We start from the raw sequence: 13941 nt of genomic DNA on the forward strand, positions 1-13941 counted from the left end.
CAAAGTTAATGAATCGGATTTTATTCATCTCCAATATATTAAAGCATTTATGTTTGCTTATCGTTTGTATATTGCCATTGGCTGTTCCAGCAACAGTGCTTATAGATAATCAAGTGAAAGTGATTGACTTTAAAAGGGATAAAAAAGGGCAAGGTGTACTAAATGTCCAGCTTGCAAAATCGCAATTTTTAGTTGATATACACCAATCAGGTAAACAGCTATTTGTTGATATCTTAGATACATCGATCAGTGATGAAATGATTTATACCTTAGATGTTGCTGATTTTGCGACTGCGGTAAATTCAATCGAAACTTTCAAAATAGAGAAAGGAACACGGTTAATTCTTACAATGAACAGTGCTTTTCGTTACAACTACAGCCTGAAAGGTGCGCAGTTTAATGTGATGATTACGACTGAAAAAAAGACCAAGACTCAAAAAGAAGGAATTGCTTACAAAGGCAAACCGATTTCGATTAACTTCCAAGATGTGCCGGTGCGCAATGTTTTACAGCTAATCGCCGAATATAACGATTTTAATTTAGTGGTCTCAGATACGGTGCAAGGTAACGTGACATTGCGTCTTGATGATGTGCCATGGCCGCAAGTGTTGGATATTATCCTGCAAGCGAAAGGGCTAGATAAGCGTGTTAATAATTCAGTGGTCTTAGTGGCACCTAAAGCTGAACTGGCTCAAAATGAACAAAAAGCGTTAGAAGCAAAGCGTAAAGAAAATGAATTAGCGTCATTGCGTTCTGAGCTTATTCAAGTCAATTACGCGAAGGCGGTTGATCTTGCTGATTTACTACAAGGCACTGAAGATGGCGTTAGCATGCTATCAGGGCGTGGTTCATTACACGTCGATGACCGAACGAATTCAATCATCATTAAAGATTTGCCAAGCAGTATTGAGAGCATCAAAGATATTATTAGTGCTTTAGATATTCCGGTTAAACAAGTGCAGATTGAAGCACGCATCGTGACCATTAATGAAGGTGATGTTGATGAATTAGGGGTTCGCTGGGGGGTCTCTAAGCATAATGGTAACTTTACGTTAGGAGGATCAATTGAAAGCAATTTAGGGTCGGTTGGTTTACTAAAAGATGATGTCAGCGTGGATGACTTTTTGAATGTAAATTTAGCGGCGCAAAAAGCGGGAGCATCATCCATCGCATTTCAAATCGCCAAGGTTGGTGATATTTTGCTCGATTTAGAGCTGTCGGCACTGCAATCTGAATCTAAAGCTGAAATTATTTCAAGCCCACGATTAGTGACTACAAACAAGCAAACGGCCTATATCGAACAAGGGACCGAAATTCCGTATTTGGAGGCATCTTCGAGTGGCGCAGTGTCGATTGATTTCAAAAAAGCAGTACTGAGTTTGATGGTGACACCACAGATTACGCCAGACAATAAATTAGTGCTCGATTTGGTGGTAACGCAAGATGAACCCGGAAAAACAGTGGTTACGGGCATCGGTGAAGCCGTTTCAATCAACACTCAGCGCATTGGAACTCAAGTTTTAGTCGAAAATGGTGAAACAATTGTACTGGGTGGGATCTATCAGCATCAGATGAACAAAAGTGTCAGTAAAGTGCCATTATTGGGGGATTTACCGTATTTAGGGGCACTTTTTCGGCATTCTTTGGAAGAAATGGGTAAGCGTGAGCTATTGATTTTTATCACTCCGAAGATAGTTTTACACTAATCTTTACTATTGATTCACTCTAGCTATTGCCAAGTGGCAGTCAGTCCTGAGATAATTTTCGGTCTTATCACGAATTATATGTGAGGAACTTGGCGCCTCGGGCTTATTTATTGATGGCCTGCGGGCGGTGTCGTTTTATTAACCGCGCGTAAAATTGCTAACAATGGCTGAAAAACGAAATATTTTCCTGGTCGGACCTATGGGTGCCGGCAAAAGTACTATTGGTAGACACCTTGCACAACAGTTGCACATGGAGTTTTTTGATTCTGATACCGTTATCGAAGATCGTACCGGAGCTGATATAAGCTGGGTATTCGATGTTGAAGGTGAAGAAGGCTTCCGTGTTCGCGAAGAAGGTGTTATTGACGATCTGACTCAAGAGCAAGGTATTGTTCTCGCGACAGGTGGTGGTTCTGTTATCAGTAAAGAGAACCGTAACCGCTTATCTGCTCGTGGTGTTGTTGTTTATCTTGAAACGACAATCGAGAAACAGTTAGCACGTACCCAACGAGATAAAAAGCGTCCGTTGCTTCAAACGGATGCTCCACGTGAAGTACTTGAAGCTCTTGCTGCAGAACGCAATCCAATGTATGAAGAAGTGTCCGACTATGTGGTACGCACTGATGATCAGAGCGCCAAAGTAGTTGCCAACCAAATCATCAATATGCTTGAAGAGCGTTAATTACTAAACAAGAGAAGCTGACCATGGAACGGATCAACGTCAACCTAGGTGACAGAAGCTACCCTATCTCTATCGGCGCCGAGTTGTTTAACACCCCGGCGTTGTTTGCGTCTGCAATAAGTGCAGGTCGACGTGTTGTTGTGGTCAGTAATGAAACTGTCGCACCACTTTACGCAGCGCAAGTGATGGCTACTATTCGTACTTTAGAGTGCGAAGTATCGTTATTAGAATTACCGGATGGCGAGCAATATAAAACCTTAGAAACATTTAATCAGATCATGACATTCTTACTGCAAGGTAATTATGGTCGCGATGTGGTGATGGTGGCACTAGGGGGCGGCGTCATTGGTGATGTTGTCGGTTTTGCAGCTGCAAGTTACCAACGTGGTGTTGATTTTGTTCAAGTACCAACGACGTTGTTGTCTCAGGTCGATTCATCAGTAGGTGGTAAAACTGCTGTGAATCATCCTTTGGGCAAGAATATGATCGGTGCTTTTTATCAACCGAAAGCGGTAGTTATTGATAATCAGTGTTTGAAAACATTACCAGCCCGTGAGTTTGCTTCGGGTATGGCTGAAGTGATCAAATATGGCATTATCGCTGACTACGAGTTTTTCGTTTGGTTAGAACAGAATATTGAAAAGCTACAAGCTTTAGACAATGAGGCTTTGTGTTATGCAATTGGTCGTTGTTGTCAAATTAAAGCTGATGTTGTTGCTTCTGATGAAAAAGAGTCTGGCGTTCGTGCCTTGCTCAATTTAGGTCATACATTCGGTCATGCAATTGAAGCTGAAATGGGATATGGAAACTGGCTACACGGTGAAGCTGTCTCAGTGGGTACTGTGTTTGCGGCAAAAACTGCTCATGAGCAGGGTTTGTTATCAGAAGAGGATGTTCTCCGTATTACCCGTTTGCATGAACGAGCACAGTTGCCAATAAGTAAACCGACGTCGATGGATTACGATGATTTTATCAAGCATATGATGCGTGATAAAAAAGTTTTATCCGGTCAATTGCGCCTCGTTTTACCAACATCTATCGGTACTGCTAAAGTTATATCAGATGTACCACACGACGTTTTGCGCCGTGTGATTAATGCATAAATTTGTCGGTGGTCATGACCAACGACAGTAATGCTCGAGAGTTGGATCTGGATAGTCAGATCCAATTGCTTTCGCGCATTCAATTTTTAACCCGCTTTAATTCCAATCTTATTCAAATTACTGGCACTGAAGGTGCGGGTAAAACGTGGCTTGCTCAGCACTATCTTGAACACTATTCTCAAAACTGTAATCAAGCCTTGTTATTGTGCCATCCTGCTCAAACGGATAGCCAACATCGTTCGATCGTGCTTAAACAGTTAGTTAATCAGCCACTATTTAATGATCAAGATCCATTAATTCAAAGCCTTGAGCGGATGCTTGAAGGTCATCGATGTAATGTTTTATTGATCATTGATGATGCGCACTTATTAAGCCCAGCATTGGTTGCTGAACTTTGGGCTATAATCACTCGCGCCCAAAGTGAACCATTATGGCAAATTAATGTATTACTCTTTAGTCAAACAGGACGACTAAATAAATACTTAGATCAGGTCTCTCATGGGCAGGGGCAAATGCCACTTGAACTCGAAATCTCTGATTTAACGGAACAAGAAGTGCAAACCTTTGTCGAAGTAGTGCTGTCTAGCGATGCGTTAGATGCAAATGGAAGACGTGAGTTAAAGGAAAAAGCCGCTTTGGCTGAACCCAAACCTCGCGCGTTGATGCAACTAAATAATACGGATAACGACATGGCTAACTCTTCATCACGCACACTCTCTCCGCTGGCATTACTTGTAGTTGTGTTAGCAATATTAACTGCCGGTGTAGTTTTTTGGTTTTTTCCTGCGAATGATAAGTCAGAACCAAGTGCAAATAACCCGATCGTTACTGATACTGCAAAAGAAAACCTGAAGACGGGGCATTATGATGAGGATGATACAGCTCAATCTGCGACCATTGATGCACAGCAGGCTGAAACAGTTGCGTTGAGTTCGTCAGATAGGGCGATAGATGACGCCCGTGTGTTACCGCAAGAGATATCGAGTGAAGGGCTAACGGTTGGGCGTAATGACGATAGTCAGCGCGTTGTCGTGCCTTCACAAGTGGTTGATGCGATGTTAAGTGGGCAAGCTTTAGGGACGAGTGGACAAGAAGCGCTCGCTCAACAAGCAGCTACTCCCGAAACAACGCAAAGCAATACTGATATAAATACCAATGATGTCACAACAGTATCTAGTGATCCCGTTACTCCTCAACAGAAAGCGGCTGCACCAGTATTATCTGTTCAGCAAAAAAAATCAGCTGTATTAGGTGAAGAGCTCAAAAACGTTAATTCTCGCCATTACGCCTTGCAGCTTGCAGCATTACAATCTCTTAGCACTGCACAGAAATTTATTGCTGAACATAAGATTCAAAATATTGCGACTTTGTATGAGACCCGTCGAAAAGGCGAAGCATGGTTTATCGTTATTACGGGTAATTATAAAGATATTGTGACGGCAAGGCGTGCAGAGCTGTTATTGCCAGATAGTGTTCAAGCTGTACAGCCTTGGGTTAAATCGTACGCACAAATTCATCGTGAAATAGGTCAAGCTAAATAATCGTAATATCCTTGCTGTTTGAGCGTAGTTATTTCCGGTAATAGGTACAGACAAGGTAATAAATGAGGTACAATCCGCAACCTTTCGTGGTGGTATAGGTAGTAGGTTAGCTGAATGAAGAAGCATCGTGCATTTCTGAAATGGGCTGGGGGTAAGTACTCTCTAGTCGAGGAAATTCAACGCCACCTGCCACCTGCGCGTAAATTAGTTGAGCCTTTTGTTGGGGCGGGGTCGGTATTTTTGAATACTGATTTTGAGCAGTATCTATTGGCAGATATCAATCCAGATCTGATCAACCTTTATAACATCCTTAAAGATGACCCAGAAAAGTACGTTGAAGATGTACGAAAGCTTTTTACGCCGGAATTTAATCAAAAAGAAGAATATTTAAAAATTCGTGAAGAATTTAATAAAACACAAGACCCTTATGTGCGTTCGTTGTATTTCTTATACATGAACCGTCATGGTTTTAATGGCCTATGCCGTTATAACAAAAAAGGGGGCTTTAACGTTCCATTTGGCTCCTATAAGAAGCCTTATTTCCCAGAAAAAGAAATGTACTTTTTTGCCGAGAAAGCAAAGCGAGCGACATTTGTTTGTGAAGGGTATCAGCAGACGTTTTCTCGCGCCCGTAAAGGTTGTGTCGTGTACTGCGATCCTCCTTATGCCCCTTTATCTACGACGGCTAATTTTACCTCTTATGCAGGTAATGGCTTCAGTCTGGACGATCAAGCCGATTTGGCCGATGTGGCAGAAAAAGCCGCCACGGAACGTGAAATTCCAGTGCTTATTTCAAATCATGATACTAAGTTAACGCGTCGTTTATATCATGGTGCAGATTTGTCAGTCGTGAAAGTAAGACGAACTATCAGCCGTAATGGCAGTGGACGCAATAAAGTCGATGAGTTATTGGCCTTATTTAAGTCACAAGAAAAATCACCTAACTGCTGATTTATTGGCTAGTGTTTTGCGGTAACCAATAGCGTTATCGTAATCAGCAATGCGACAAAAAGCCCAATTGCAATAATACCGCCAATAATAAATGGTCGAGGACTTTGTTGATTAAAGTCTTGTTGGCGGTTCCTTTCTGATTGCACCCCAAATAAAGCAGCAATAACACTGATTGCTATGCGAGTTTTCCGCTTCTTTGGTGATGTTTTTTTTTCTGAATCCATTCAACTTTTCCTCTTAATGCACTCGTTCTCACTTTATTCTTTTAAGCATAGTCACAAAACCTAACTAGATCGGTTAAGACATCGTTAACAGGATCGGGTAGAATTGCGCCGATTTTACGACCGTATCGTATGTAACGTATAGAGGCTGAACATGAAGGACTTTTTGATCGCTCCATCTATCTTATCTGCAGATTTCGCTCGTCTTGGTGAAGACGTTGAGAAAGTATTAGCTGCCGGTGCCGATGTGGTGCACTTTGATGTGATGGATAATCACTATGTACCCAACCTGACGTTTGGTGCGCCAATATGTAAAGCATTACGTGACTACGGCATTACTGCGCCGATTGATGTTCACCTAATGGTAAAGCCAGTTGATCGTATTATTCCTGACTTTGCTAAAGCGGGTGCAACAATGATTACTTTCCATGCTGAAGCAACAGAGCACTTGGATCGTACTTTGCAGTTAATTAAAGAGTGTGGCTGTCAGGCGGGTGTCGTATTTAACCCTGCAACTCCACTTCATCACCTTGATTATGTAATGGACAAGATCGATATGATCTTACTGATGTCAGTTAACCCTGGTTTCGGTGGTCAATCATTTATTCCAAATACATTGGATAAGCTTCGTGAAGTACGTCAACGTATCGATGCATCAGGTTACGACATCCGCTTAGAAATTGATGGTGGCGTAAAGGCTGATAATATTCGTGAAATCGCTGAAGCGGGTGCAGATATGTTTGTTGCTGGTTCTGCAATCTTTAACAAGCCTGATTACAAAGCAGCGATCGATGAAATGCGTGCAGAGCTTGCAAAGGTTGAGCGTTAAGCATGAAGCAATTTGAAGGCATTAAATTTATTGCTTTTGACCTTGATGGAACGTTGCTTGATAGCGTTCCTGATTTGGCAGAAGCCGCTGATAAAGCGATGCAGGCATTAGGTCGTGATAGAGTGACCGTCGAGCAGGTAACAACGTGGATAGGTAACGGGGCTGATATTCTTATTGGTCGTGCGCTTAGCCAGAGCCTTGAACTTGACCCAGAGCTGGATCCTGCACTTCATCAAGAAGCGCGCGCATTATTTGATCGCTTTTACGATGAAGGTGGCCATAAGAAAAGTCACTTATATACAGGTGTAAAAGAAACATTGGCAGCGTTCCACAACGCCAATATTCCAATGGCAATCGTGACCAATAAACCAGCTCAGTTTGTACCACATTTACTTGAGCAGCACGGTATTAGTGAGTATTTTGTTGATGTGATTGGTGGTGATACCTTTCCATTGAAAAAACCGGATCCATTTGCGCTGCATTGGTTGATGGAAAAGCATCAATTAGCCGCCAGCGAAATGCTGATGATCGGTGATTCACGTAATGATATTCTGGCAGCAAAGGCGGCAACATGTCATGTTGTTGGTCTCACTTACGGTTACAATTACGGTCAACCAATCAGCGCTAGTAACCCAGATGTTGTGCTAGATCACTTTAGTCAATTACTGGATGTGGTTAAACTAGCTTGCTAGTACTACTGGCCTGTTCCGGTTAAACTAGTGCTTATATATACATATCGAATTCTGTCAGCGGCTTGAATGCCGCTGAATATTTTAGGTAACAAAGGATAACCCATAATGAGTAAACCCATTGTTTTAAGTGGCGTGCAGCCTTCCGGTGAATTGAGTATTGGTAACTACATGGGTGCGCTGCGTCAGTGGGAACAAATGCAGGATGATTTCGATTGTCAGTACTGTGTCGTCGATCTCCACGCAATTACCGTTCGCCAAGATCCAAAAGCACTGCACGAAGCAACGTTAGATGCATTGGCTATTTGTCTTGCTGTTGGTGTTGATCCAAAGAAGAGTTCGTTGTTTGTTCAGTCTCATGTACCAGAGCATGCTCAGCTAGGTTGGATTCTAAACTGCTACACCCAGATGGGTGAGCTTAATCGTATGACGCAGTTTAAAGATAAATCAGCACGCCACGCGAATGATGTGAATGTTGGCTTATTTGGTTACCCAGTATTAATGGCGGCCGATATTCTGCTTTATGGTGCGCATAAAGTACCAGTAGGCAGTGATCAGAAGCAGCATCTTGAGCTAGCTCGTGACATCGCTAACCGTTTTAACAATTTATACGGTAGTGAAGAGCAGCCGATTTTTGAAGTGCCTGAACCGTACATTCCAGCGGTGAATGCACGTGTGATGAGCCTGCAAGATGCAACAAAGAAGATGTCTAAATCAGACGATAACCGTAAAAACGTTATTACTCTTCTTGAAGAGCCTAAATCGATTCTGAAAAAGATCAATAAAGCACAAACAGACGCACAGAATCCACCAAGTATTATTCACGATATCGAAAACAAAGCCGGTATCGCCAACCTTATGGGTCTGTACTCAGGCGCAACAGGTAAAACATTTGCTGACATCGAAGCACAATATACTGGTGTTGAAATGTATGGTCCTTTTAAGAAAGACGTTGGTGAAGCCATCGTTGCAATGCTTGAGCCCGTACAAGCAGAATACAAGCGTATTCGAGCAGATCGTGCCTACATGGATGCCGTCATGAAAGCGGGAGCTGAAAAAGCCTCTGCACGTGCTGCAGTGACATTAAAGAAAGCCTACGAAGCAGTAGGATTTGTTGCTCGTCCATAACTGACTAGCTGTATATAAAAAAAGCCATGAAGTGATTCATGGCTTTTTTTATACCTGTTGTTTCTAGCTGTATATTCATTAAGCGATTGATTTTGCATTCTGTTGAAAATGAATGAATTTATTGCATCAATGTCTAGTTGCGATTAATTGCATTTAGCTATGACACTTGTTTGTCGGTTTTGTCACATTAATGGCATGTAACTTTGTTAAATAATGCACACCTTTTAAGACACCAAACACATAAATGTAAAGGATTGCACAATGCGCATGCTTAAATTAAGCCCTTTAGCCATCGCGGTTGCGATGGTTAGCGTAACCTCACACGCGTCAGACTTTTCGTGTGAAGAGCAAACATTAACGCCTATTTATTCGGTTCAAGGTGATGGTAGTTCTAGCCCGTTAATTCCGGATGGTGAGTACATTAGCCCTGATGCGTACTTCGTCAAAGGCGTTGTTACCAAATCGATGAGCAGCCTGTATAAAGGTTTTTTTATTCAGGATGCGGCTGGCGATGACAACGAAGACACATCAGATGGCATTTTTGTTTACACCGGCTCGGCCCCGAGTGCTGACATACAGCCGGGAATGGAAGTGTGCGTAGAAGCCAAAGTGAAAGAGCATTACGGCATGACCCAGCTTGTCGCTCAAAAAGACAAGGTTGAAGTTGGGCATGAAGTGAGCCCGATCATTGCGACAAATATTAAAGTGAGAGACGGTGAAACACTGGTTGAGGCAATGGATCGCTATGAAGGTATGTTGGTTCGTCTAGCACCTGATAGTGACTTGCAGATCACCCGTAATTTTGGCTTTGATTATGATTCTTACCGTAACAATATGCTGCTGTCCCATGAGGAGCCATTGCTCAAACCGACTCAGCTTCATATTGCAGGTAGTGAAGATGCAGTAACCCTTGCAAAGCAAAATGCGGAAAACAAACTTTACATCGATACTGATGAAAAAACACCGAATGGTGTTATCCCTTACTTTCCGGGTTTAGATGCTGAGCAAGGTTATATTCGAGTCGGCGATCAGCTTGTGAACCTCGAAGGTGTTATTGGTTTCAGTTACGGCCAATACCGCTTAATTCCCACCAACAGTATTGAACCTGCAGATTTTATCCACCAAGACGATCGCACTGCTGCCCCTGTTGAATACATCGACAGTAATATAAAAGTGGCCAGTTTTAATGTGCTGAATTTATTTACCAGTGCCAGTGAAGTTGGGGGTGATTTGAATGCAACATGCAGCGATCAAGCCGATGCTGATGCCGCAAAAGGGTGTAATCGTGGCGCTAAAACGCTAAGTGAATTTTCATTGCAGCGTACTAAAATTGTAAATGCACTGAAAGCCATGGATGCAGATATCCTTGGCATTATGGAAATGGAAAATAATGGCTTTGGTACTAATGGTGCCCTTGCTAATTTAGTCACAGAGTTGAATTTGCAATTTAATGATAGTGCTGAACATTATGAGTACATTGAAATTGCTGATGAAGATAAAAATCAAGGTAAGTACCTTGGCAGCGATGCCATTATGGTGGCATTAATTTATCGCCCAGCCAAGGTGACACCCGCCGATGATGCTCAGGTCATCCGTATGCCTGAACAGCACATTACCGGTAATAATCCTGATGGTGAAGCAAAGCAGCTGGATAAGTATCAGCGTGATAGTTTGATGCAAACCTTCAAGATTGTAGGAGCCAAGAAGAAGTCAGAAACCCTCTCGGTTGTTGTGAACCACTTGAAGTCGAAAGGCTCGGGTTGTTACGAAGACTGGGTTAATGGCGAGTATGAGGACGATCCTGCGGATCTCCAGGGGCACTGTAATGCGTTCCGTGTATCGGGTGCGATGACATTAAGCCAAGAGCTGAAAAAAGTGAAAGGCGATTTATTGGTCATGGGGGATATGAATGCGTATGGGATGGAAGATCCGGTTCGTGTGTTAACTGACTACAAGCCGAAAAAAGCAGAACGTAAAATTATGTCGGCATCGGGCACGTCAATTGCCGGGCTGCCATTGCACGCAACCGGTGTGGAAGCGGGGAAAGGCTTGGGGCTAATTAACCTGGCGTCTGAATGGCATGGTGATGATAGTTATTCATACAGCTATGGTGGTGAGCTGGGCAGCCTAGATCATGCGCTAGCGAATAAAAGCTTAAAGAAAAAAGTGGTCGGCATTGAGGACTGGCATATTAACTCGGTCGAGAACTCATTATTTGAATATTCAGATAAATACAGTGGCTCGTTGGCCAAGTCTGAAGGTCCGTATTCAGCGTCTGATCATGATCCTGTTATTATCAGCCTGAAATATAAAATGAAAAAGCTTGGTTTTACGCTGAAGATTCAGAATAAAAGCCACCAACCTGTTTATCCGGTATTCAATACTTGGTATTGGGACAGCACTCAGCCATGGATGATGGGTGGGGACAAGCGTACGTACACTGAAAAAGATCGTTTTCTTAAACACGTAGGTATCAAAGCGGGTGACGCCGTAGACCTTAGCATTCTTGCTTACGGGGTTTATGATGTGCCTTGTACTTTTACACCACTAGTTTTGGAAGGAAAGCTAAAGGCTGTCTATAACGGTAATTCGTGCCGTATTCAGTAGCGATCTTTTCGTGATTTAACCTAAAAAGGCAAACTCAAGCTATCTTGGGCTTGCCTTTCTTATTTTCTATAGCAAAATAGAGCGCCGAACCATACTGGGTACTTGCTATGCTGCTAATCATCGACAACTATGACTCTTTTACCTATAACTTGTATCAATACTTCTGCGAGTTAGGCGCAGACGTTAAAGTTATACGTAATGATGACATCGATATCGCTGGCATTGCTGAGCTAAATCCCTCTCATCTGGTTATCTCTCCGGGGCCTTGTACGCCTGATGATGCAGGTATTTCATTACAAGCGATAGAATATTTCGCCGGTAAGTTACCCATTCTTGGGGTCTGTTTAGGCCATCAATCGATAGCACAGGTATTTGGTGCACAGGTGGTGCGTGCTCGTCAGGTTATGCATGGTAAAACATCACCTATCATTCATACTGATGCCAGTGTTTTCCGTACTCTTAATAATCCCTTAACGGTGACGCGTTACCATTCCTTGGTGGTAAAAGCCGATACTTTACCTGAGTGTTTTGAAGTGACGGCATGGACAGAGCGCGATGGTGAGTTTGATGAAATTATGGGGATTAGCCATAAAATATTACCGATTGAAGGGGTGCAATTTCACCCAGAAAGCATTCTGACAGAGCAAGGTCACCAACTATTAGCCAACTTTTTAGCCCGCCGCTAAAGGTGTTTTTATCCTACAAAATAAAATAAAAAGTGTCATTTTGGATTTTTTACGCTTTTTATTTGTCGCATAAGCGCGATCTCTATCACTTTATTTAACATTTCATTATCTTTTTCTGCTGGGTATCTTGAGCAATCTTATTCACTAACATATTTCACTGTTTGCATTATTTCCTATATGGAAAAACAGCTTTAGTGGAACTCGGGTTAATAAACTTTCCTATAACCCGCATAAATATGTACATTATTCCCATTTAATCATTTTCAGCTTCAGATAAAAAAAATATTCTGCTATTGGAATTGGTTAATAAAATGTAAATACTATGCTTAGGGCGACATGCACAGAAGGATAATGTGATGACAATGGAACATAAAGTAGAACGTAAATTATTCGATGAGGTAATGGTACCTTGTTATTCTCCTATGCAGATTATTCCTGTGAAGGGGCAAGGTGCTCGAATTTGGGATCAAGAAGATCGCGAATATATCGACTTTGCAGGTGGTATTGCTGTGAGTTGTTTAGGGCATTGTCATCCAGTGATGGTTAATGCACTTAAGTCGCAAGCTGAAAAGCTATGGCACTTAAGTAATGTGATGACTAACGAACCAGCCTTACGTCTTGCTAAAAAGTTAACCGAGCACAGCTTTGCTGAAAAAGTATTTTTTGCAAACTCAGGTGCAGAAGCGAACGAAGCGGCATTGAAGCTAGCGCGTCGTTATGCGGTTGATAAGTTTGGTCCTGAAAAATCAGAAATTATCGCGTTCAATCAAGGTTTCCATGGTCGTACATTCTTTACGGTAACCGTTGGCGGTCAAGCAGCTTACTCCGATGGTTTTGGCCCTAAACCACAAGCAATTTCTCATATTCCATATAACGACCTTTCGGCTCTGGCTGAGATCATGTCAGATCGCACGTGTGCAATCATGATGGAGCCGCTTCAAGGGGAAGGTGGAATTATCTCGCCAACCTCTGAATTTGTGCAAGGTGTTCGTGAGCTGTGTGATAAACACAATGCACTATTAATCTTTGATGAAGTACAAACGGGTAATGGCCGTACTGGTAATTTCTATGCTTACCAAGGTCTGGGTGTAACACCTGATATCTTAAGCACTGCCAAATCATTAGGTGGTGGTTTCCCAATTGGTGCAATGCTGACAACAGCAAAATTGGCTGAACACATGAAAGTCGGCACCCACGGTTCAACCTATGGCGGTAACCCATTGGCGTGTGCTGTTGCTGAAGCGGTTGTTGATGAAGTCTCTAAACCAGAGGTACTCGCAGGTGTTAAAGAGCGTGAGCAGTGGTTCCGTGATGCGCTTGAGCAAATCAATGCTAAGTACCCAATCTTTTCCGAAGTGCGTGGTAAAGGCTTATTACTCGGTGCTGCGCTGAATGAAGAATGGCAGGGGCGTGCTCGTGATGTATTGCTTGCTGCTGTTGAAGAAGGGCTAATGGTATTGGTTGCCGGTACTAACGTTGTTCGCTTCACACCATCACTGGTGATTGATAAAGCTGACGTTGATGAAGGTATGGCGCGTTTAGAACGAGCTATTGCTAAGCTTTATAATAAATAAGTCGTATCAAAATATATCAGCAGTTAGCGCATTCATTTAACTGCTTCATACAGTGGCTAGCAGGAGCTTGGCCACTGTTGCTTACTCAATACTGCAGATAGCGACATGCTGTGTGCCCCTGTTTTTTCTTGTTTATCTTAAAAGTGAGAGAAGGGAAGTGAGTAGGTTTACCCATTCAATTTATAGATAGCGACCCTGTCGCTACCTGCATCAGGAGGGAGTTC

General features: G+C 42.6%; 12 protein-coding genes. 11 read left to right on the plus strand and 1 reads right to left on the minus strand.

The annotated features are described in order from the left end of the window. Window positions 1-8: 8 nt before the first annotated feature. The 5 genes from C9J48_RS16470 (at window position 9) to dam (ending at window position 5983) form a co-directional block, all read left to right on the plus strand. On the plus strand, window positions 9-1706 hold the full coding sequence (locus C9J48_RS16470) for a type IV pilus secretin PilQ (protein ID WP_006233851.1): 1698 nt from the start codon (window positions 9-11) through the stop codon (window positions 1704-1706). A 163-nt stretch (window positions 1707-1869) separates the two neighbouring features. Next, the gene (gene aroK, locus C9J48_RS16475) at window positions 1870-2388 is read left to right on the plus strand and encodes a shikimate kinase AroK (RefSeq protein ID WP_006233850.1); all 519 of its coding nucleotides are present in this window, start codon (window positions 1870-1872) and stop codon (window positions 2386-2388) included. A gap of 23 nt (window positions 2389-2411) precedes the next feature. Continuing rightward, the gene (gene aroB / locus C9J48_RS16480; RefSeq protein ID WP_006233848.1) at window positions 2412-3491 is read left to right on the plus strand and encodes a 3-dehydroquinate synthase; all 1080 of its coding nucleotides are present in this window, start codon (window positions 2412-2414) and stop codon (window positions 3489-3491) included. 14 nt (window positions 3492-3505) lie between these two features. Then, window positions 3506-5032, plus strand: a complete 1527-nt coding sequence (locus C9J48_RS16485; protein WP_006233847.1) for an AAA family ATPase — start codon at window positions 3506-3508, stop codon at window positions 5030-5032. Window positions 5033-5146: 114 nt separating this feature from the next. Further along, window positions 5147-5983 (plus strand): adenine-specific DNA-methyltransferase, encoded by an 837-nt coding sequence (gene dam / locus C9J48_RS16490; protein ID WP_006233846.1) that lies wholly within the window; start codon window positions 5147-5149, stop codon window positions 5981-5983. Between the two features lie 8 nt (window positions 5984-5991). On the opposite strand, the gene C9J48_RS16495 is transcribed toward dam, so the two are convergent. Next, the gene (locus C9J48_RS16495; protein WP_006233845.1) at window positions 5992-6207 is read right to left on the minus strand and encodes a DUF2970 domain-containing protein; all 216 of its coding nucleotides are present in this window, start codon (window positions 6205-6207) and stop codon (window positions 5992-5994) included. A 151-nt stretch (window positions 6208-6358) separates the two neighbouring features. On the opposite strand from C9J48_RS16495, the gene rpe reads away from it, so the two are divergent. From rpe to C9J48_RS16525, 6 genes are all read left to right on the plus strand, one after another. Then, window positions 6359-7033: a ribulose-phosphate 3-epimerase gene (gene rpe, locus C9J48_RS16500; protein ID WP_006233844.1), complete on the plus strand. Its 675-nt coding sequence runs from the start codon at window positions 6359-6361 to the stop codon at window positions 7031-7033. A gap of 2 nt (window positions 7034-7035) precedes the next feature. Continuing rightward, window positions 7036-7725, plus strand: a complete 690-nt coding sequence (locus C9J48_RS16505) for a phosphoglycolate phosphatase (protein ID WP_006233843.1) — start codon at window positions 7036-7038, stop codon at window positions 7723-7725. A gap of 105 nt (window positions 7726-7830) precedes the next feature. After that, entirely contained in the window at window positions 7831-8850 is a 1020-nt protein-coding gene (trpS, locus tag C9J48_RS16510) for a tryptophan--tRNA ligase (RefSeq protein WP_006233842.1), read from the plus strand. A 261-nt stretch (window positions 8851-9111) separates the two neighbouring features. Beyond that, the gene (locus C9J48_RS16515) at window positions 9112-11457 is read left to right on the plus strand and encodes an ExeM/NucH family extracellular endonuclease (RefSeq protein ID WP_006233841.1); all 2346 of its coding nucleotides are present in this window, start codon (window positions 9112-9114) and stop codon (window positions 11455-11457) included. Between the two features lie 107 nt (window positions 11458-11564). After that, window positions 11565-12143, plus strand: a complete 579-nt coding sequence (locus tag C9J48_RS16520; protein ID WP_006233840.1) for an aminodeoxychorismate/anthranilate synthase component II — start codon at window positions 11565-11567, stop codon at window positions 12141-12143. Window positions 12144-12499: 356 nt separating this feature from the next. Continuing rightward, on the plus strand, window positions 12500-13717 hold the full coding sequence (locus C9J48_RS16525) for an aspartate aminotransferase family protein (RefSeq protein WP_006233839.1): 1218 nt from the start codon (window positions 12500-12502) through the stop codon (window positions 13715-13717). Window positions 13718-13941: the final 224 nt, after the last annotated feature.

Source organism: Photobacterium profundum (assembly GCF_003026285.1).
Lineage (GTDB): Bacteria > Pseudomonadota > Gammaproteobacteria > Enterobacterales > Vibrionaceae > Photobacterium > Photobacterium profundum.

Bases quoted from the DNA above. Each gene is read 5' to 3' on its own strand.
- C9J48_RS16470 (WP_006233851.1), top strand. From the start codon at position 9: ATGAATCGGATTTTATTCATCTCCAATATATTAAAGCATTTATGTTTG.
- aroK (WP_006233850.1), top strand. From the start codon at position 1,870: ATGGCTGAAAAACGAAATATTTTCCTGGTCGGACCTATGGGTGCCGGC.
- aroB (WP_006233848.1), top strand. From the start codon at position 2,412: ATGGAACGGATCAACGTCAACCTAGGTGACAGAAGCTACCCTATCTCT.
- C9J48_RS16485 (WP_006233847.1), top strand. From the start codon at position 3,506: ATGACCAACGACAGTAATGCTCGAGAGTTGGATCTGGATAGTCAGATC.
- dam (WP_006233846.1), top strand. From the start codon at position 5,147: ATGAAGAAGCATCGTGCATTTCTGAAATGGGCTGGGGGTAAGTACTCT.
- C9J48_RS16495 (WP_006233845.1), bottom strand. From the start codon at position 6,207: ATGGATTCAGAAAAAAAAACATCACCAAAGAAGCGGAAAACTCGCATA.
- rpe (WP_006233844.1), top strand. From the start codon at position 6,359: ATGAAGGACTTTTTGATCGCTCCATCTATCTTATCTGCAGATTTCGCT.
- C9J48_RS16505 (WP_006233843.1), top strand. From the start codon at position 7,036: ATGAAGCAATTTGAAGGCATTAAATTTATTGCTTTTGACCTTGATGGA.
- trpS (WP_006233842.1), top strand. From the start codon at position 7,831: ATGAGTAAACCCATTGTTTTAAGTGGCGTGCAGCCTTCCGGTGAATTG.
- C9J48_RS16515 (WP_006233841.1), top strand. From the start codon at position 9,112: ATGCGCATGCTTAAATTAAGCCCTTTAGCCATCGCGGTTGCGATGGTT.
- C9J48_RS16520 (WP_006233840.1), top strand. From the start codon at position 11,565: ATGCTGCTAATCATCGACAACTATGACTCTTTTACCTATAACTTGTAT.
- C9J48_RS16525 (WP_006233839.1), top strand. From the start codon at position 12,500: ATGACAATGGAACATAAAGTAGAACGTAAATTATTCGATGAGGTAATG.